General features: G+C 70.9%; 14 protein-coding genes. 10 read left to right on the top strand and 4 right to left on the bottom strand.

What is annotated here, in order from left to right:
- Positions 1-110 precede the first annotated feature (110 nt).
- The 3 genes from dacB (O2L52_RS10985) to O2L52_RS10995 all read left to right on the top strand — a co-directional run bounded on the left by dacB (O2L52_RS10985) (position 111) and on the right by O2L52_RS10995 (position 4,412).
- Positions 111-1,679: a D-alanyl-D-alanine carboxypeptidase/D-alanyl-D-alanine endopeptidase gene (gene dacB / locus O2L52_RS10985; RefSeq protein WP_270115436.1), complete on the top strand. Its 1,569-nt coding sequence runs from the start codon at positions 111-113 to the stop codon at positions 1,677-1,679.
- 185 nt (positions 1,680-1,864) lie between these two features.
- The gene (dacB, locus tag O2L52_RS10990) at positions 1,865-3,430 is read left to right on the top strand and encodes a D-alanyl-D-alanine carboxypeptidase/D-alanyl-D-alanine endopeptidase (RefSeq protein WP_270115437.1); all 1,566 of its coding nucleotides are present in this window, start codon (positions 1,865-1,867) and stop codon (positions 3,428-3,430) included.
- Between the two features lie 163 nt (positions 3,431-3,593).
- Complete coding sequence (locus O2L52_RS10995; RefSeq protein ID WP_270115438.1) at positions 3,594-4,412, top strand: polysaccharide deacetylase family protein; 819 nt, start codon at positions 3,594-3,596, stop codon at positions 4,410-4,412.
- Between the two features lie 189 nt (positions 4,413-4,601).
- Here O2L52_RS10995 and O2L52_RS11000 read toward each other — a convergent pair whose 3' ends face one another.
- Complete coding sequence (locus tag O2L52_RS11000; RefSeq protein WP_270115439.1) at positions 4,602-5,768, bottom strand: DUF418 domain-containing protein; 1,167 nt, start codon at positions 5,766-5,768, stop codon at positions 4,602-4,604.
- Positions 5,769-5,816: 48 nt separating this feature from the next.
- On the opposite strand from O2L52_RS11000, the gene O2L52_RS11005 reads away from it, so the two are divergent.
- From O2L52_RS11005 to O2L52_RS11015, 3 genes are all read left to right on the top strand, one after another.
- Positions 5,817-6,443 (top strand): TetR/AcrR family transcriptional regulator, encoded by a 627-nt coding sequence (locus tag O2L52_RS11005; protein ID WP_270115440.1) that lies wholly within the window; start codon positions 5,817-5,819, stop codon positions 6,441-6,443.
- A 99-nt stretch (positions 6,444-6,542) separates the two neighbouring features.
- Complete coding sequence (locus tag O2L52_RS11010) at positions 6,543-6,914, top strand: holo-ACP synthase (RefSeq protein ID WP_270115441.1); 372 nt, start codon at positions 6,543-6,545, stop codon at positions 6,912-6,914.
- A 28-nt stretch (positions 6,915-6,942) separates the two neighbouring features.
- Positions 6,943-8,415 carry an NAD(P)H-hydrate dehydratase gene (locus O2L52_RS11015; protein ID WP_270115442.1) on the top strand — a complete coding sequence of 491 codons (1,473 nt, stop codon included), beginning with the start codon at positions 6,943-6,945 and terminating at the stop codon, positions 8,413-8,415.
- 343 nt (positions 8,416-8,758) lie between these two features.
- On the opposite strand, the gene O2L52_RS11020 is transcribed toward O2L52_RS11015, so the two are convergent.
- Positions 8,759-9,250, bottom strand: a complete 492-nt coding sequence (locus O2L52_RS11020) for a cysteine dioxygenase (RefSeq protein WP_270115443.1) — start codon at positions 9,248-9,250, stop codon at positions 8,759-8,761.
- Positions 9,251-9,584: 334 nt separating this feature from the next.
- Between O2L52_RS11020 and O2L52_RS11025 the strand changes: the two genes are divergently transcribed.
- Together O2L52_RS11025 and O2L52_RS11030 are read left to right on the top strand one after the other, a co-directional pair.
- Positions 9,585-10,550: a C40 family peptidase gene (locus O2L52_RS11025; RefSeq protein ID WP_270115444.1), complete on the top strand. Its 966-nt coding sequence runs from the start codon at positions 9,585-9,587 to the stop codon at positions 10,548-10,550.
- Positions 10,551-10,590: 40 nt separating this feature from the next.
- Positions 10,591-11,429 (top strand): IS5 family transposase gene (locus tag O2L52_RS11030; RefSeq protein WP_270115445.1). Its coding sequence is split into 2 segments (ribosomal slippage): positions 10,591-10,975 and positions 10,975-11,429, totalling 840 coding nucleotides; the frame shifts between segments, so codons are not numbered across the junction.
- A gap of 151 nt (positions 11,430-11,580) precedes the next feature.
- On the opposite strand, the gene O2L52_RS11035 is transcribed toward O2L52_RS11030, so the two are convergent.
- Entirely contained in the window at positions 11,581-13,626 is a 2,046-nt protein-coding gene (locus O2L52_RS11035) for a SpoIIE family protein phosphatase (protein WP_270115446.1), read from the bottom strand.
- Positions 13,627-13,823: 197 nt separating this feature from the next.
- Complete coding sequence (locus tag O2L52_RS11040) at positions 13,824-14,831, bottom strand: LPXTG cell wall anchor domain-containing protein (protein ID WP_270115447.1); 1,008 nt, start codon at positions 14,829-14,831, stop codon at positions 13,824-13,826.
- 256 nt (positions 14,832-15,087) lie between these two features.
- Here O2L52_RS11040 and O2L52_RS11045 point away from each other — a divergent pair, with 256 nt between their 5' ends.
- Positions 15,088-19,542: a HAMP domain-containing protein gene (locus O2L52_RS11045; protein WP_270115448.1), complete on the top strand. Its 4,455-nt coding sequence runs from the start codon at positions 15,088-15,090 to the stop codon at positions 19,540-19,542.
- Entirely contained in the window at positions 19,539-20,093 is a 555-nt protein-coding gene (locus O2L52_RS11050) for a response regulator (protein ID WP_270115449.1), read from the top strand. Before O2L52_RS11045 ends, O2L52_RS11050 begins: the two co-directional genes overlap by 4 nt.
- Positions 20,094-20,121 lie beyond the last annotated feature (28 nt).

Raw genomic sequence — 20,121 nt, forward strand, 5'->3', positions numbered from 1 at the left:
CGCGGACGCCCGGTCGGCCGTTTTCGGTTGCCGCCGGAAACGGTCATTCCGCACACGTTGGGCGAACGCCTGCCATGACCGGTCGAAAGCCTCGTTCTACGCTCACGCGCATGAAGACTCGAACCCTCATCTCGGGCGCCGTGGCGGTCACCGCCGCGGGCGCCCTCACCATCGCGGCCACCGCCGTCGCCCAGGCCCAGGAGACGGGCGGCGAAGCGCTGACCGCCGCGATCGACCTGATCCTCGCCGACCCCGCCCTCACCGACTCCCAGGTCGGCGTCCTCGTCAGGGACGCCGACACCGGCGAAGTCCTGTACGACCGCAACGGAAACCAGCGCGGCCTGCCCGGCTCCAACCAGAAGCTCACCACCATGGCCGGCGCCCTCGCCACGCTCGGCGAGGGCTTCAGGTTCACCACCGAACTCCTGGGCGACCGGCCCGTCGACGGCGTCGTCGCCGGAGACCTCTACCTGCGCGGCTCGGGCGACACGACCATGCTCGAAGCGGACTACGACCGCCTCGCCGCCGACCTCGCGGCGGCCGGAGTGTCCACCGTCGACGGCGACCTCGTGCTCGACGACACCGCCTTCGACGACGTCCGCCACGCCGAGGAGGTCGCCTGGGGCGATCTCCAGTTCAGCCCCGGCGCGGAGGTCTCCGCGCTCACCATCGGCTCCGGCACCGACCACTGGGCGGGCACCGCGCGCCTGTTCATGACCGGCGGCGCCGCCGAGGGCGACCCGGTCGCGATCCGCATGGTCCCCGAGAACGGCTACGTGACCGTGGTCAACGAGGCGACCACCGGCGCCGAGACCGACCTGACCGTCAACCGCGACGAGCACGCCAACACGATCCGCGTCACCGGCACCGTCGAAGCCGGGGTCACCCCCGACTACTACAGCCGCTCGGTCATCGACCCGACCGCGCTGGTCGCCGACGTGTTCGCGGACTCCCTCGCCGACAACGGCATCGACGTCACCGGCGGCGTCCGCCTCCACGAGCCCGCCCCGCAGGAGGCCGGCGGCACGCTCGTCCTCCACGAGTCGAAGACGCTGCTCGAGCTCACGCCCGACCTGCTGAAGCCGTCGAACAACTCGCTCGCCGAATCGCTCATGAAGTCCGTCGCGCTCCACAACACCGGGCTCGGCACCTTCGCGGACGGCGAGGACGGCATCCATGCCGCGATCGCCGGGTACGGGGTGGACACCGCCACGCTCCGGCAGGCCGACGGCTCGGGCATGTCCCGCTTCGACCAGGCCACGCCGGAGGCCGTCACCGACCTGCTCATCGGCGTCAGGCAGGAGCCCTGGTACGACGCCTGGTTCAACGGGCTCCCTGTCGCCTGCACCGACGGCACCCTGGCCAGTCGCATGTGCGGGACCTCCGCCGCGGGCAACGTGCACGCCAAGACCGGCACCCAGACCTCGGTCTCGGCCCTCTCCGGGTACGTCACCGACGCCGACGGGCGCGAGCTCGTCTTCAGCATCATCCTCAACGACCACCTCGTCGACTCGGTGAAGTACATCGAGAACCAGGTCGCCGTCGCGATCGCCAGCCACAGCGCGGACGCCACCGAGGCCGAGATCTCGCGGTCCGCGGCGACCACGGCGGCGGCCGAGCCCGACGCGGCGGTCCCGGGCGGCTTCGAATGCTCCTGGTACGAACCGGCCGTCTGCTAGCGAGGACGCGTCGCCGCCGAGCCGGCGACAGTGGAAGACCTCACTGAATCCTCTGCGGCGCGCGCGGACTCCGCGCGCGCCGTACGGGTGCCTACGCCACTTCGGTTGCCCTGCGCCCCTGGGGTATGCGGCACTCCCGCCTGTATCAGAGGATCTGATACGAACCGCGAACCTATGCTCGCCCCATGAGAAAACGCACCCTGATATCGAGCGCCATCGCGGTCACGGCGGCCGGCGCCATCACCATCGCCGGCACGGTGGTGGCCCAAGCCCAGGAGACCGGCGACGAGGCGCTCGCCGCCGCGATCGACGCGATCCTCACCGACAAGCGCCTCACCGACTCGCAGGTCGGCGTCACCGTGGCCGACGCGAACACCGGCGAGGTGCTGTACGAGCGCAATGGCGCCAAGCGCGCCATCCCCGGCTCCAACGACAAGCTCACCACCACCGCCGCGGCCCTCGAGCAGCTCGGCGGCGACTTCACGTACACGACCGAGGTGCTGGGCGACCGCCCCACGGACGGCGTCATCGCCGGCGACCTGTACCTGCGCGGCAGCGGCGACCCGACCCTCCTCGAAGCCGACTACGACCGGATGGCCGAGGACCTCGCCGACCTCGGCGTCTCCATGGTCGACGGCGACCTCGTCGCCGACGACACCGCGTTCGACCCGGTCCGCTCCGGCGCCGAATGGGGCTGGTCCGACCTGCAGTTCACGTACGCCGCAGAGGTCTCCGCGCTCACCGTCGCCTCCGGGGACGACTTCAACGCCGGCTCCGTGCGCGTCTTCATCAAGCCCGGTGCCGCCGAGGGCGACCCCGCGCAGCTGAGCATGGCGCCCGCGAACGACTACGTGGAGATCGTCAACACCGCCACCACAGGCACCACCACCAACGTCTCGGTGAACCGCGACCCGCACGACAACGTGATCCGCGTCAGCGGCACCGTGAAGGCCGGGACCAGCGGCACCTACGCCACCCGCGCGGTGATCGAGCCGACGCAGCTCGCCGCGGACGTCTTCGCCGACTCCCTCGCGGACGCCGGCATCACCGTCAACGGGGAGCTCCGCTTCGGCGAGACCACCCCGCAGGGCCCCGAGTCCCTCGCGACCCACCAGTCGATGACGCTCGCCGAGCTGACCCCCGTGGTCCTCAAGCCCTCCAACGCCTCCGTCGCCGAGGCCCTGTTCAAGACCCTCGGCTACGAGGCCACCGGCACGGGCACCTTCGCGACCGGCAAGGCCGCCACCTACGCCGGGATCGAGCCGTACGGCGTCGACACCGGCCCCATCCGCCAGGTCGACGGCTCCGGCATCTCCCGCCACAACATGATGACCTCGAACATGCTCGCCGACCTCCTCGTGGGCGCCAAGCAGGCCGACTGGTTCGGCACCTGGTACGACTCCCTGCCGATCGCCTGCCAGGACGGGACCCTCGCGAGCCGCATGTGCGCCACGCCCGCCGCCGGGAACGTTCGCGCCAAGACCGGCTCGATGACCAGCGTCTCGGCCCTGTCCGGGTACGTCACCGACGCCGACGGGCGCGAATTCGTCTTCAGCGTCATCGTCAACGACTTCCTGTACTCCACGGTGAAGGACATCGAGGACAAGATCGCCGCCGCGATCGCCGCGCACACCACCGCGGCCACCGAGGCCGAGACGCTCCGCTCCGCGAACGTCGACGACATCGAGATGCCCGCCGAGGACCCGAACCACAGCCTCGAGTGCACCTGGGTCGAACCCGCCGTCTGCTAGACGCTCCGGAACGACGCGGGCCCGGCCGAACCTCGGCCGGGCCCTTCGCGTCCCGCCCACCAGCCGGCTTGACGAATACTCGTCACCCGATCCGGTGAACGTCTACATTGCCTATACCGGTCCAAGGGGGACGCCGGGGACGACGAGTCGCAAGGGAGATCGCATGTGGATCGCTGATCGGCGCCGGGTGCTTCACGCTCTCCTCGCCTCCGGGGCCGCCGTCATCTCCGGGTACGGCACGGCCGCGGCCGCCCCGCCCGACCAGACCGCGCTGCCGCTCCAGCCGCAGGGGCCCGCGGACCAGGCGATGCTGGAGGAGGCCGTCTCCGCCGTCCTCGTCACCCGCTCGGCCAACGGCACCGGCATCGCCCTGACCTTCGACGACGGGCCCGGCCCCGAAACCGACGACATCCTCGACATCCTGGCCGCGACCCGCGTCAAGGCCGTCTTCTGCGTGGTGGGCAGGCACGTCCAGCAGTACCCGCAGCTGGTGCGGCGGATCGTCGACGAAGGCCACCTGGTCGGCAACCACTCCTGGGACCACGACCACGTCAAGTGGAAGCAGGGGACCACCGCCGTCGAGTACGAGCGGGACCTCCTGCGCGCCAGCGACGCGATCAACGACGCGGTCCCCGGCGTCGAGATCCCGTTCTTCCGCGCCCCCTTCGGGGCGTGGGGGGCCAACAACATCGCCGCCCGCATCGGCGCAGGCATGGGCATGACGCCGCTCTCGTGGTCCCGCTCGCTGAGCGACTGGGCGCCCCTCACCACCGAAGAGGTGATCTACCAGCGGGTCACGGCCGCCCAGCCCGGCGAGGTCGTCCTGCTGCACGACGCCGACGACCGGGGCGTGCAGGAGCGGCAGCGGACCGTCTGGGCCTCGCGCCGGGCCATCCCGGCCATGCAGCGGTCGGGCCGCACCTTCGCCTGGCCCAAGCGCAACCCCCAGACCGTGGCGACGCCGCCCGGCGGCGTCACCTGACCCACGGCACAGGGACCGATCTCGCATGCAGGGGGCCGAAGCCGCGCACGGCGGGCGCGAACGCGCTCAGGTCAGGCCGTGCGAGCGGAACATCCGCTGGCGTTCGACTTCAGGGCAGCGCCGGCTCGGCTCGGGGGAGCCGGGCGCGGCCGCCTCGTCAAGGCACGTGCGTTGCGGAGTCGACGGCGTTCATCGTCGGCCGTAGGTGAGCCGGCGCAGCAGCACCTCGAACGGGCCGCGCAGGCCCGCCTTCGACATCCACGCCGCCAAGCCGACTGTCGCGGCCCAGATGAGCACCGCGACCCCTGAGGCCGCGGCGTCGCCGAGGCTCGCGCCGAGGCCGCCGAACGCCGGTGTGAACAGGGCGACGAACGCGACCGACTGGAGCAGGTAGCAGGTCAGCGAGCGCTGGCCGCACGCGGCGAGGGCGTTCGCGACGGCTCCTGGAGCGCGGCCGGGACGGGTCGCGACCAGGGCGATGAGCGCCGCGTAGCCGAGCCCGGCGGCGAGGCCGGTGACGGAGTGGAGGGCGTACAGGGCGATGCCCGCGCCCGCGCCGGGGTGCCACAGCTGGGTGTCGGCGAGCATGAGCGGCAGGCCGCCGGTCACGCCGATCGCGATGCCCCACAAGGCGGTCCGGCGCAGCAGCGGCAGGTGCCGGGAGGGCTCGTCGAGGAGGCGGCGGCGGGCCGCCCAGATCCCGAGCGCGAACGCGGGCAGGACGCTGACGACGTAGAACGTCGAGGTGAGGGCGCTCCACACCATGATCCGCGAGAGCGCCGCCTCCAGCGGGTCGGCGATGATCGTGGGCATCGAGTTGACGTGCCCGGCCGCTTCGGCGGAGGCCCCGAGGGCCGCCACGACGAGGACATGGGCGGCGGCGGCGATCCACGCGGTGCGCACGAGGGTGCGGTCGCGGCTCCACAGCAGGCCCGCGAAGACGAGGCCGATGAGGCCGTAGGCGGCGAGGATGTCGCCGAAGAACAGCAGGAGCGCGTGCGCGAAGCCGAACGCGAGGAGCCAGGCGCTGCGGCGGCGGACCAGCCGCTTCACCTGGGGCGCTGCATATCCGGCGCGCTGGCGGCGCTCGGCGAGGCGGGCGAGGCCGTAGCCGAAGAGCGCGGCGAACATCGGCAGCGCCCGGCCGTCGACGAGGAGGACCTGGAGTCCGGCGACGGCGCGGTCGAGGACGGTGCCGTCCACGGCGTAGCCGCGCCAGCCGGTGGTCTCGTGGGCGAGGAACATGTGGGCGTGCGCGAGTGCGATGAGCAGGAGCATGAGGCCCCTGGCCAGATCGGGTGCGAGCGAGCGCTCCCGGAGCGGGGTGCTCATAATGGCGGGCGGGGAGAGGGTCATCTCGCCTCCAAGGTTTTAGGTACACGACTGTATCTAAAACTAAGATACATGGATGTAGCTAACGAGCGGGGGCGGCCCATGGCCGAAGGACAGACGCGCAGGCGCGGCAAAGCGCTCCTCGACGCCATCTACGCCGCCGCCGTCGCCGAGGCCGCCGTCGCCGGGCCCGGCCGACTCACCATGGACGCCATAGCCAAACGCGCCGCCACCCCCCGCTCCACCCTCTACCGCCGCTGGTCCGACCCCCGCGACCTCCTCCTCGACGCCCTCGCCGACCTCCACCCCGTCGAACAACCCCACCCCGGCGCCGACGACCTCCGCGGCGACCTCATCGCCGCACTCCGCCTCATGTGCGACTGGGCCTTCAGCGACGCCGGACGCGCCGTCATGGCCATCGTCGCCGACCCCCGCCGCGACCCCGCCACCGTCGACGCCCTCTTCGAACGCGTCTTCGCCGCCCGCGGCGGCACCTTCACCCAGACCGTCCTGCGCCACTACGCCGAACACGGCCAGATCGACCCCGCCCGCCTCACCCCCGTCGTCCTCGATATCGGCGAAGCCCTCGTCACCAAGCGCATGATGGACCTCGGCGCCGACCCCGGCGACCAGTACCTCGAAGCCATCGTGGACCAGGCGATACTCCCCGCCATAGGCCGCGACCCCGCGGACGGCTGAACACCCCGGAACCCGAACGGGGACAGACAAAGCGTCACCCGCGGCGGTGAACCGTCCCGAAAGAGGGCGCTCCGCCCGATCCCGTGGCACTCTTGGGGGGTGATCGTCGCCGTGGGCATAGACGTAGTGGCAGTGGACCGGTTCGAGCGCGTGCTCGAACGGACCCCCCACGTCGCCGAAAAGCTCTTCACCGAAGCCGAGCGCCGCACCCCCGACGGGCACGCCCGCCGCACCGAATCCCTCGCCGCCCGCTTCGCCGCCAAAGAAGCCGTGGCCAAAGCACTCGGCGCCCCCGGCGGCATGCACTGGGCCGACTGCCAAGTGCTCTCCCTCCCCGACGGCCGCCCCACATTGACCATCACCGGAACGGTGGCAGCAGCGGCCGAACAGCGTGGCGTCTCACGCTGGCACGTGTCGCTGTCGCATGATGGCGGTATCGCTACAGCGGTGGTGATCGCCGAAACGGCATGACGGCCGAGCAGGCCTGAGAGGGAACACCATGGACGGTGCCTGGTCAGCAGCGGCAGTACGCCGCGCCGAATCACAGCTGATGGCCCAGCTCCCGCCGGGCACCCTCATGCAGCGCGCCGCAGCGGGACTCGCCACCGAATGCGCACGGATCTTGATGCAGCAGCGCCGCAAACGCGGCACCGCAGGCGTTTACGGCTCCACCGTGATCGTCCTCGCCGGACCCGGCGACAACGGCGGCGACGCACTCTTCGCCGCCGCCCGCCTCGCCCGCCGAGGCGCCCGCGTCTTCGCCGTCCCCGTCATGGGCGACCGCGTCCACCCCGTCGCCGCCGCCGCACTCACCAGGGCCGGCGGACGACTCGTCGCCACCCCGCCCCGCCACTGCGACCTCCTGCTCGACGGCGTCCTCGGCATCGGCGGCCGACCCGGCCTCCCCGGCCGCGCCATCGACCAGCTCGCCGCCATCGACGCCGACACCATCGTCGCCGTCGACGTCCCCTCAGGAGTGGACGTCGACACCGGCGCCGTCCCCGGAAGCGCCGTCACCGCCGACGTCACCGTCGCCTTCGGCTCGCGCAAACCCTGCCACGTGCTCGGCCGCGCCGCCCTCCTCGTCGGCCGCCTCGTCCTCGTGGACATCGGACTCGCCCCCTACCTCGACCCGCACCCGGCCGTACGCGTCGCCGACGACGGCGACCTCGCCGCCTGGTGGCACGAACCCGGCCCCGACGACGACAAGTACACGCGCGGCGTCGTCGGCGTCGCCGCCGGCTCCGAGCGGTACCCCGGTGCGGCCGTGCTCGCCACCTCGGGCGCGCTGGCCGGGCCCTCGGGGTACGTGCGGTACGCCGGGACGGCCGCCGAGCATGTGCGCCGCCGCCACCCGGAGGTGGTGTGCACGCAGGAGGTGAAGGAGGCCGGGCGCGTCCAGGCCTGGCTCGCCGGGCCCGGTTTCGGGACCGACGAGGCGGCGCTCGCGGAGCTGCGGCACGTGCTGGAGTCGCCCGCGCCGGTGGTGCTCGACGCGGACGCGCTGACCCTCATCGGGGAGTACCCGTCGGTGCTCTCGCAACGCGAGGCGCCGGTGGTGCTCACACCGCACGACCGCGAGTACGAGCGGCTCTACGGCTCCCCGCCCGCCGAGGACCGCGGCGCTGCCGCGGCGGTGCTGGCGAAGCGGCTGAACTGCACGGTGCTCCTGAAGGGTCACCACACGGTCGTCGCTTCGAGCGACGGCGAAGTGTGGGCGAACCCGACCGGGCGCCCGCAATTGGCCACGGCCGGATCGGGCGACGTGCTCGCGGGCTTCATGGCCTCGCTCCTCGCCTCGGGCATGGGCGGCGCGAAAGCGGCGGTCGCGGCCTCATACCTGCACGGCCTCGCAGGCGGCATCGCCGGCGCGGGCCACCGCACGGTGACCGCCTCTGATGTGGCGAGGGCCTTGCCGCTCGCAGTGGGAGCGACTTTGACGGCGGCCGAAACGCCCAGCAAGCGCTCCTGATCAGGGGGTATGTCGTACCCATGAGTCAGGGTATAGACCGGGGGCCCGGTCTCGGCGAAGCTTGCGAGCCGTCAACTGGCAGAGTGTCCGAATTGCGTAGACCTCCGTTCGCGTTGGGCCGTAACACGATCGGGCGTGTCGGAGTCGCCGCGCAAGGTTGAACTGGGCGCCGCTCTGGGCGAAGCTTGCGAGCCGTCAATCTGCAGAGCGTCCGATTTGCCCCAGACGCTCCGTTCACGTTGGGACGTAACATGATCGGCGGTGTCAGCGGCGCGATCTAGCGTTGAATTGGGGGGCCCCAGGTGTCCGGTTTATCCCGGACGCTCCGTTCACGTTCGGGGCGTTACCAGTCCTCGCCCGCGCGCAGGATCTTCGACGGGGCGAGACCCGTCTCGTCGAGCAGGTAGGTGCGCATCGCCTCGAGGCCGGGCGAGTACACGTGGAGGCTGACCGCCGGAGCGTCGGAAAGGTTCCGCATCCCGTGGACCGTGCGGTCGTCGACCACGGAGACCTCGCCCGCCGCGAGCCGTTTGCGCTGCAGGCCGGGGAAGTCGCCCGGCTGCACGGTGAACTCGGTCAGCTCGCCGGAGACCACCGCGACCGCCGCGGCGGACGGGCGGCCCGCGCCGCCGTGGTCGTGCAGGTCGGTGCCCTGGCCGGGCAGCCAGGCGAGGAGCCAGGCCTCGTGGCCGGGGCCGGCGAGCACGCGGCGCGCCCAGCGGCTGCCCTTCGTGAAGCGCGGGCTCAGGCTGAGGTTGGCGGCGTAGAACGCGGCGAGCGCCTCGAGGCGCTCAGTGGCGAGGGAAGCGGGCGGCAGCAGCAGGCTGGAGCTCATCTGAGTGAATCGGCCTTCGATGTGTCGGAACGGTTGTCGGCGGAGAAGCGCCGAGCGGCACAGAGCGCTCAGCGCTGGTGACAGCGGCGACAGCGACACATCGGGAAGGTCATGCGGGCCATCTTACCAATTCCCAGTCAACTCACAGGCGCGACACACCATCGGTGGAATGCTCGTTACGCTGCGAATTTGTCGCTGCCTGGGTCTACCCGCCCGGAAACGCGCGCGCTAGGCTCATGTTCGGCCTCCCGGCAGCGTCCCAGCGCATCCCACGGGCGGCCCCGTGCGTGTCTTGAGTGCACCCCGTCTCCCCATCCGAAGGAGCAACCTCCTCGTGAAGCAGTCGCCTGTTCGACGCAAGTGGATGTCAGCCGCCTTGGTCGGCGGCCTTCTGGTCACCGTCGGCTCCGGCCCCGCTTGGGCGCAGGACTCGCCCGAAGACATCAACGACGAGATCGAGGACCTCGATGTCGACCTCGCCGCCGCGGTCGAGGCGTACAACCAGCTCGCCTCCGAGGTGGACGACAACCGCGAGCTCATCGAGGAGACCGAGGCGAACCTCCAGGCCGCCGAGGCCGACCTCGACGTGCTGCGCGACCAGCTCGCGGACTTCATCGGCGAGGCTTATGTGGACCAGGGCATCGGGGACGCGGCGCTCCTTCTCGAATCGGGCACGCCCGACGCGTTCGTCGAGCGCCTGGACCGCCTGAACTCGGCGAACCTCTACAACTTCGACCTCATGGACGACCTGCGCGCCGCCACCGAGGAGTACACGGCCCAGTCCGAGCTCCTCGTCGACCTCCAGGCCGACCTGGAGGCCGAGCAGGCCGAGCTGCAGACGGCCGCCGACGCGCTCACCGAGCGCATGACCGACCTCGAAGAGGAATGGCAGACCGCGGCGGGCGCGGACTCCCCGGCGTTCGCCGACTACGAGCTGCCGCACATGTCGAACGATCAGTACACGATCGTCGACTTCGCGCTCGACCAGATCGGCGAGCCGTACGTGTGGGGTTCGGCCGGGCCGAACTCCTGGGACTGCTCGGGCCTCATGCTCGGCGCGTACGCCGAGGCCGGGATCTCCCTGCCGCACAACGCGGCCGCGCAGTGGGACATGGTCGCGCACATCAGCGAGGACGAGCTGCAGCCCGGTGACTTCGTGTTCTACAACGGGCTCGCGCACGTGGGCATGTACATCGGCAACGGCCTGGTCGTGCACGCCCCGAACTCGACCACCGTCGTGAAGGTCGTCGACCTCCACCACGGCAACAGCTACTACGGTGCGGGCACGCTCCTGCACTAAGAACCCGTAACTTTTTCGGGATTGGCGCGTTGGACTTGCTGTGAGGCGAGGGAAACGCGGTCCGCAGCAACGGCGCAGTCACGGCCCATGGGTTGTCGATGACGGCCTGTGGGCCAGGATCGAGCCGCTGCTGCCGGTCCACGAGCGGCCTGCCGGAACACCCGGGCGCAAGCGCCTGGACGACCGAAAGGCCTTGTGCGGCATTCTGTTCGTGCTCTATACCGGCATCCCCTGGCAGTGGCTGCCCCAAGAACTCGGGTTCGGATGCGGCATGACCTGCTGGCGGCGACTGCGCGACTGGAACGACGCCGGTGTCTGGCAGGAGCTGCATGAGGTCCTGCTCGCCGAGCTACGCCGGGCCGGGAAGCTCGACCTGGAGCGGGCGGTGATCGACGCCTCGCACTTGAAGGCACTCAAAGGCGGCCCAAAACCGGTCGGAGCCCGGTAGACCGGGGCAAGACCGGCTCCAAGCACCATGTCATCACCGACGCGACCGGTGTGCCCCTCGCTGCCAGCCTGACCGGCGGCAATCGCAACGACTGCACCGAGTTGATGGCCCTGGTCGAAGCGATCCCGCCGATCCGCGGCAAGCGCGGTCGGCCCCGAAGGCGCCCGAGGGTCGTTCAGGCCGACCGCGGCTATGACTTCGATTGCTACCGGCGGGCGCTGCGGGCCAAGGGGATCGGCACGCAGATCGCCCGCCGGGGCACACCGCACGGGTCCGGACTCGGGGCCACGCGCTACGTCGTGGAGCAGACGATCGCGCTCCTGCACTGGTTCCGCCGCTTGCGCATCCGATGGGAACGACGCGCCGATATCCACGAAGCCTTCCTCAAGCTCGGCTGCGCCCTCATCTGCTGGCGACGACTCCAAAGTTAGGAGCTCTAAGGCGAGACAGCGATGAGGCCCCGCGAATTCGCGGGGCCTTTTCCTTTGGCCTGCAAGGGTTTCAGCGATGCTCGCGACGCATGCGTCCGGCGCTCGGCGGCGCGGCCGGGCCGTCAGACCACGACACGTGGAAACCCGCGGGTTACCGGATCGGATCGCAGCGGACCACGAGGATCGCGATGTCGTCGCGCGGCGACTCGGGGGAGAACGCCTCGACGGATTCGAGCAGGGCGGTCGCGATCTGCTTGGCGCCCTTGCCCGCTGCGTCCCGGACGGCCCGTTCGATGCGCTCGTGGCCGTACATGGCGGCGCCGTCGCGGCGCTCGGTGACGCCGTCGGTGAAGAATACGAGGGCGTCGCCGTGCTCGAGGCGGACGTCCACGGGGTTGACCTTGACGTCGGGGAAGAGCCCGACGGCGGTGCCTTCGCGGCCGACCCAGGCGGTCTCGCCGTCGGCGCGGAGCAGCAGCGGCTTGTCGTGGCCCGAGAGGCAGAGGGTCGCGTTGAGCGCGCCGTCCGGGCTGCGGTCCAGGAGCGCGGAGGCGATCGTCGCGTACCGCATGTCGCCGGGCTGCTCGAGCAGCGTGGCGTTGAGCAGTTCGAGGGCGCGCGGGAGCGGGCGGCCGTCGCGGGCCATGACCCGCAGGACGTCGCGCACGACACCGGTCACGGCCGCGGCCTGCGCGCCTTTGCCGCACACGTCGCCGATGGCCACCCACAGGCGGTGGTCGGCGAGCTCGGTCGCGTCGTAGAAGTCGCCGCCGACCTCGGTGCCGGACGCCGGGCCGGGGCCCGACCCGGGCAGGCGGCGGGCCGTGGCGGGCAGGTACTCGGCGGCGAACGAGACGCCGGCGACGTCGGGCAGCGAGCCCGGCATGAGCGCGGCCTGCAGCTCGTTGGCGACGGCCTGGCGCTCGGCGTGGATGCGGGCGTTATCGAGGGCGAGCGCGCTGCGCTTGGCGAGGTCGGCGACGACCGCGCGCTCCTCGGACGAGTGCTGGCGCTCGATGTGCTTGCCCACGGTGAGGACGCCGACTGTGGCGCCGCGCGCCGAGAGCGGCACGGCGATCCCGTCGAGGCCGCGCGGCACCGGCAGCTCCATGCCGGTCCAGCCGTCGGTGGCGAGCGCGGCTGCGAGGGCCGGCGCGGCGGCGTCGAGCTTGCTGCGCAGGTGCTCGAGTTCGGATTCCTCGGCGTGCGTGAGGGAGGCGAGGCGCAGGTCGCCGCCGTCGCCGGTGAGGTGGACGGCCGCCCACCGGCCGAGCTGGGGCACGACGAGCTGCGGGATGAGCGCCACCGTCAGGTGCTCCTCGAGCGAGTGCGCGAGGAGCTCCCCGGCTTCGGCGAGGTAGGTGAGCCAGCCGGAGCGGCGCTGCTCGTCCGTGCGCATCCGGTCGATCTGGACGGCGAGGGCGATGCGCTCGGCGACGAGTTCGGCGAGGGGCCGCCAGTCCGGCCGGGGGTCGCCGGCGAGCATGAGCTTGCCGCAGGCCGGGGCCGTGAGCGGGAGCGGGACGGCGACCGAGACGCTGCCGACGTCGCCGAACTTGGCGAGGATCTGCGCGCCCGCGCCGTCCCCGGCGTCGTACTCGATCGCGCCGCCCGCGGCGGCGGTCGCGTCGTGGCAGCGGGCGAGGAGCTCGGTGACGAGCTGGTCGACCGGCAGCCGCGACTGGATCGCGGGGGCGACGGTGAGGAGCGCGGCGAGCTGGCCCAGGTCGGGCAGGCGGGTCTCGACGGCGGCGTCCGGGTCGGGCCGGGTGGCCGGACGGGCGTCGGGGTCGCGGTCGATGCGGAACCAGATCGACTTCCCGGTCGCGTCGTGCGTGGTGCCCCACGAGGACGCGAACCGGTCGACGAGGAGCAGGCCGCGGCCGCCCTCGGCGGTGACCTCGGGCATCGCGCTGTTGTAGGAGGCGCTGTCGAGGGGGTCGATGCCGCCGGAGCGGTAGTCGGTGACGGTGACGCGCACGCCGATCGGGTCGGCCGCGACCGTGAGGTTGATGTCGGTGCCGGCGTGGACGACGCCGTTGGTCGCCAGCTCGGTCGTGAGCAGCAGGGTCTCGTCGAGCAGCTCGGTGAGTCCGGCCTCGGTGAGCACCGCGCGCACGGCGGCGCGGGCGGCTGCGGGGGAGCGGTCGTCGGCCGGGAGCCGGAGGCGCCGGGCGAACCTCTCGGGGTACGTCACGGGCCCCAGTCTATGCCGGTCGGCCCCCCGGCCGTGGTACCGCGTCGCCGTGCCGCGGCCCGTGTGAAACCGCCGCCGGAACGGTGCGCAGTGCCGTTGCGCCGCATGGGGAACGTGAAGCGGCGGCCGCCCTCCCGGGCGACCGCCGCTCAAGTGTCGATCCGCGCGCTCTCGTACGTCACCGGATCAGCGGGAATCTACTCCCAGTTCGTCGCGGTCTTGCGGCGACGCAGCATGTAGAACACGACGGCACCGGCGAGCACCGCGGCGGCGGCCGAGCTGATCAGGATGATCGACGAGTTGCCGGTGGTCGGCAGCTGGCCGCCACCGCCCGGCGCGGGGGCCGTGGGGACATTGGGAAGGGCCTCGCTGGCCTCGAAGTAGAACGCGCCGAAGCCGTAGTACCAGTCGCCCTCGGTGGGCTCGGTCTCGGTGAGGCCGAGCTGGTTGTCGGTCTCGAAGTCGTAGTAGCCCTCGGCGAGGACCTCTTCGAGGGTCGCGGCGTCGACGTCGACCGCGTAGTACGGGGCGACGTCGTTGTCGTCGACCTCGTCCACGATGTCGAAGTACAGCGGGGCGTCGATGCCGTAGGTGGTGTCGGCCTCACCCTCGAAGTCGGTCACGACGCAGGTCGTGCCCCACTCCCAGACGTTGCAGTTGTCGTAGGGGGCCCAAGCCCACGCGTGGTTGGTCAGCTCCCACTCGCCCTCGATGCTCTCGAGCGAGACCGAGTCGTTGAAGACCAGGACCGTGGCGGCCACGTCGTCGGGGTTCTCGGCGGCGGCCTCGATGTAGAACTCGGGGTGGGCCTCGACGGACTCGCCGAGGTCGGCTCCCTGGAGCACCTCGTCGATGTAGAGGTAGGAGTAGGCGGAACCGAAGTCGCCCTCGTCCTCTTCGCCGGCCTCGGGCAGCTCGCCTTCGGGGACCTCGTTCTCGGGGACCTCCTCGAGGGCCGGGTCCTTCTCCTCGGCGACCTCGGAGTCGCCGCCGGGGTTCTCCTCGGCGGGGGCCTCGGGGGTGGCGTCCGTTGCCGGGGTCTCGGTCTCGGTGACAGGGGTCTCGGTCTCCGCGACCGGGGTCTCCGAGGCTTCCGTCGAGGGGCTCTCCGACTGCGCGAAAGCGGGGGCGCCGACCGCGAGCGTGAGGGCCGCCGCGGCGCCGGCCGCGGCGAAGCGCAGTCCGGTCTTGTTGAGGGTGGACATGTAACTCCTAGGGATGCTTCGAGTTTGGGGGTGCGGCGCTCTCGCGGTCTCCACTGACTGCTGACTCGCCCGCGGGAGCGCTGCAACAATCCACACGCACCACAGGAGACACCGGTTGCGAATTTCTTTCAGTTTTCCTTCGATGACGCGAAGTGACCAAGCACAGTGCCCTCAGTAACCTGCCTTCACGTTTGACCATTTCGTGTGACAACCTGGTACTTACCCAAGCCTGTCTCCGCAGCTGAGGAACCACGCCATGACGGACACCGTTTCCCGTACAGCGAGCCCGACCGACGAGTCGGACCTGCTCCGAAGCCTGGCCGACGCGCTGGGCGCCGTCGAGCGGGGCGACTTCTCGGTGCGGCTCCCCCGCGGCGAGGGGCTCGCCGGGGAGGTCCTCGACCGGTTCAACGCCGTGGTCGAGCAGGCCGACCGGCAGACCCGCGACCTCGCGCTCATCGCCCGCGCCGTCGGCCAGGAGGGTTCCTGGAACCACCGGCTCGTGATCGAGCACCTCGACGGCGGCTGGTCAGAGGGCGCCGCGAGCGTCAACCGCCTGGTCGAGGACCTCGTGCGACCCACCACCGAGCTCGGGCGCGTCCTCGAGGCGGTCGCCGCGGGCGACCTCAGCCAGGAGGCGTCCCTCGAGATCGAGGGCAAGCAGCTCCGCGGCGAGTTCCGCCGCCTCGGCGAGACCGTGAACCAGATGGTCGGGCTCCTGCGCTCCTTCGCAGGCGAGGTCACCCGCGTCGCCCGCGAGGTGGGCACCGAAGGCCAGCTCGGCGGCCAAGCGGACGTCCAGGGCGTCTCGGGCACCTGGCGGTCGCTGACCGACGCGGTGAACACCATGGCCTCCAACCTGACCGAGCAGGTCCGCTCGATCTCGACCGTGGCCACCGCCGTCGCCCGCGGCGACCTCAACCGGCAGATCACCGTCAAGGCCTCGGGCGAGGTCGCCGAACTGGCGGACACCATCAACTCCCTCACCGCGACCCTCCAGGTCTTCGCGGGCGAGGTCACCCGCGTCGCCCGCGAAGTGGGCACCGAAGGCCGCCTCGGCGGCCAGGCGGAGGTGCCGGGCGTCTCGGGCACCTGGAAGGACCTCACCGACTCGGTGAACGACATGGCCGCGAGCCTCACCGACCAGGTGCGCGACATCGCCAAGGTCACCAGCGCGGTCGCGCGCGGCGACCTGACGCAGAAGATCACCGTCCCCGCGCAGGGCGAGATCCTCGAGGTCAAGACCACCGTGAACACGATGGTCGACCAGCTCTCCAGCTTCGCGGACGAGGTCACGCGCGTCGCTCGCGAGGTGGGCACCGAAGGCCGGCTCGGCGGCCAGGCCCAGGTGTTCGGCGTCTCCGGCACCTGGCGCGACCTCACCCAGAACGTGAACCAGCTCGCCACGAACCTCACCGAGCAGGTCCGCTCGATCTCCACCGTCACCGCCGCCGTCGCCCGCGGCGACCTGACGCAGAAGATCGCCGTCGACGCGCAGGGCGAGATCCTCGAGGTCAAGACCACCGTCAACATCATGGTCGACCAGCTCTCCAGCTTCGCCGACGAAGTCACCCGCGTCGCCCGCGAGGTCGGCAGCGAGGGCCGCCTCGGCGGCCAGGCCAACGTCCAGGGCGTCTCGGGCACCTGGAAGGACCTCACCGAGAACGTGAACCTGATGGCGTCGAACCTGACCGCCCAGGTCCGCAACATCTCCTCCGTCGCCACCGCCGTCGCCACCGGCGACCTCTCCCGCCAGATCACCGTCGACGCGCGCGGCGAGATGCTCGAGCTGAAGACCACCATGAACTCGATGGTCGCCCAGTTGTCGCAGTTCGCGGACGAGGTCACGCGTGTGGCCCGCGAAGTGGGCACCGACGGCCGCCTCGGCGGCCAGGCCAACGTCCAAGGCGTCTCCGGCATCTGGGAGGCGCTCACCGACAACGTGAACTCCATGGCCTCCAACCTGACCGCCCAGGTCCGCAACATCTCCTCCGTCGCCACCGCCGTCGCGCGAGGCGACCTCAACCGCCAGATCACCGTCGACGCGCAAGGCGAGATGCTCGAGCTGAAGACCACCATGAACACGATGGTCGCCCAGCTCTCCCAGTTCGCCGACGAGGTCACCCGTGTGGCCCGCGAAGTGGGCACCGACGGCGTCCTCGGCGGCCAAGCGAACGTCCAGGGCGTCTCCGGCACCTGGAAGGACCTCACCGAGAACGTCAACTCGATGGCCTCCAGCCTCACCAGCCAGGTCCGCGACATCGCCTCGGTCACCACCGCCGTCGCCCGCGGCGACCTGACCCAGAAGGTCACCGTCGACGTCCAAGGCGAGATGCTCGAACTCAAGACCACCGTGAACACCATGGTCGAGCAGCTCTCCAGCTTCGCCACCGAAGTCACCCGCGTCGCCCGCGAGGTCGGCGTCGAAGGCAACCTCGGCGGCCAGGCGGAGGTCGCCGGCGTCTCCGGCACCTGGCTCGCCCTCACCCGCAACGTGAACTCGCTCGCCGCCACCCTCACACTGCAGCTGCGCGCCATCGCGAACGTCGCCCACGCCGTCGCCAGGGGCGACCTCACCCAGTCCGTCGACTTCGAGGCCGCCGGCGAGATCGCCGACCTCACCGAGTCGATCAACCAGATGATCACCGCCCTGCGCGACAAGACCCGCCAGAACACCGACGCGGACTGGCTCAACTCCAACCTCGCCCGCATCTCCTCGCTCCTCCAGGGCCGCAGAGGCGTCGAAGAGGTCACCCGCATGGTCCTCGACGAGGTCACGCCGCTCATCGACGCGCAGACCTCCACGTTCTACGTCCGCCACGAGGACGTCTCCGGGCACGTCACCTACCGGCTCAACGCCGTCTACGGCCACCCCAACCCCGGCGAGAAGAAGCTCATCGAGGACAACGAGGGCATGGTCGGCCAGGCCGCCGCGTCCAAACGCACCATCCACCTGCACGACATCCCCGAGGGCTACCTCGAGATCTCCTCGGGGCTCGGCCAGGCCACCCCGACCGACCTCATCATCCTGCCCGTCCAGTTCGGCGACAAGGTCCGCGGCGTCATCGAGTTCGCCTCCTTCAACACCTACTCCGGCCTCCACAAGCGGTTCCTCGACGCGCTCGCCCCGAACGTCGGCGTCACCCTCGCCACCATCGAGGGCAACGCCCGCACCGAGGTCCTCCTGCGCGAATCGCAGCGCATGGCCCAGGAGCTGCGCGCCCAGTCGAACCGGCTCCAGGAGACCAACGTCGAACTCGAGGAGAAGGCGCAGCTGCTCTCCGCCCAGAACAAGGCGATCGAGCTGAAGAACGAAGAGGTCGAGACCGCCCGCAAGGACATCGAGGAGAAGGCCGAGCAGCTCGCGCAGGCCTCCAAGTACAAGTCGGAGTTCCTCGCGAACGTCTCGCACGAACTGCGCACCCCCCTGAACTCGCTCCTGCTGCTCGCGCGGCTCCTCTCCGAGAACACGGACGGGAACCTCACCGAACGCCAGATCGAGTTCGCGCGCACCATCTACAACGCCGGCACCGACCTGCTCACCCTCATCGACGACATCCTCGACCTCTCGAAGATCGAGGCCGGCCGCATGGACGTCTCCGTCCACCCGGTCGACCTCGCCGAGATCCTCGGCGACATCGAGGCCGCGTTCCGGCCCCAGGCCGAGGACAAGGGCCTCGAGTTCGCCGTCGACGTCGGCACCGGCGTACCGCAGCTCATGCAGACCGACGGCCAGAAGTTCCAGCAGGTCCTGCGCAACCTCCTCTCCAACGCGGTCAAGTTCACCCGCGTCGGCTCAGTGACCCTCGCCGTACGGCGCGTCCCCGCCGACCTGCGCTTCGACGCACCGCACCTCAACGCTGCCGGCGAACGGCTCGCGTTCAGCGTCATCGACACCGGCATCGGCGTCGCCGAAGGCAAGAAGGGCATCATCTTCGAGCCGTTCCAGCAGGCCGACGGCACCACGCGGCGCACGTTCGGCGGCACCGGCCTCGGCCTCTCCATCTCGAAATCCCTGTCGCTCATGCTCGGCGGCGACGTGTACATCGAGCACACCGGCGACGCCGGCTCCAAGTTCACCTTCGTCGTGCCCGTCGAGATCGACGCCGACGGCGACTACACGCCGATCCACGCCGAGATCCCGGCCGTGCGCGAACCCTCCCCGGGCATCCTCACGGGCGCGCCGGAGACGCCCTCGTCATCGGCCGCGGCCCAGCACCTCGAAGGCGCCACCGTCCTCATCGTCGACGACGACATCCGCAACGTCTTCGCGCTCACCGCCGCGCTCGAGCTGCACGGCATCGACGTGCACTACGCGGAGAACGGCGCCGACGGCATCGACGCGCTCCAGCACCACCCGGGCATCGACATCGTCCTCATGGACTCGATGATGCCCGGCATGGACGGCAACGAGACCACGCGCGTCATCCGCCGCATGCCGCAGTTCGCGGACCTGCCGATCGTGTTCCTCACGGCGCAGGCGCTGGCCGAGCAGCGCGAGAAGTCCGTGGAGGCCGGCGCGAGCGCGTACCTGACCAAGCCCGTGGACCTCGACCTGCTGCTCGACACCATGTCGCAGTGGATCGTCACCGGGCCGGGTGTGGACGGGCGCCACGCTGCGCGAGGCGGCGCACACGAAGCGGCCCCCGGGCGGGACGGTGCCGCGTCCGAACGCGACAATGGCGGACCGACCGTTGGAGGCACCGCATGAGCACCGCCCGCGTCCTGCTCGTTGACGACCGTTCCGAGAACCTCCTCGCATTGGAAGCCATTCTCCAAGGGCTGCCGGTGAACACGATCGCGGTCACGTCCGGCGAGGAGGCGCTCAAGCGGCTCCTCTCGGAGGACTACGCGGCGATCCTCCTGGACGCGCAGATGCCCGGCATGGACGGGTTCGAGACGGCGCGGCACATCAAGCAGCGCGAGAAGACCCGGCACACGCCGATCATCTTCCTCACCGCCGCCGACCGCGACGCGCACCTGGCGATGCGCGGGTACTCGGTGGGCGCGGTCGACTACATCACGAAGCCGTTCGACCCGTGGATGCTGCGCACCAAGGTGAAGGTCTTCATCGACCTGTGGGCACAGGGTCAGGCGCTGCGCCAGACGTCGGAGCGGACGAGGGACCTGCGCGAGCGCGAAGGGCTCCTCACACGCCGCATCGACCAGGCGCGGGACGCCCTCGCCGCCTGGCACGAGGGCCGCGACGCGGACCCGGAGATCGAGCGCATTTTGGGGCTGCTGGAGCCGGGTCAGGCTTAGGTTTGCGCCGGGCGGCATGCTGAAGAGG

Origin of the sequence: Glycomyces algeriensis, assembly GCF_027622855.1 — a bacterium.
GTDB classification, from domain to species: domain Bacteria; phylum Actinomycetota; class Actinomycetes; order Mycobacteriales; family Micromonosporaceae; genus Glycomyces; species Glycomyces algeriensis.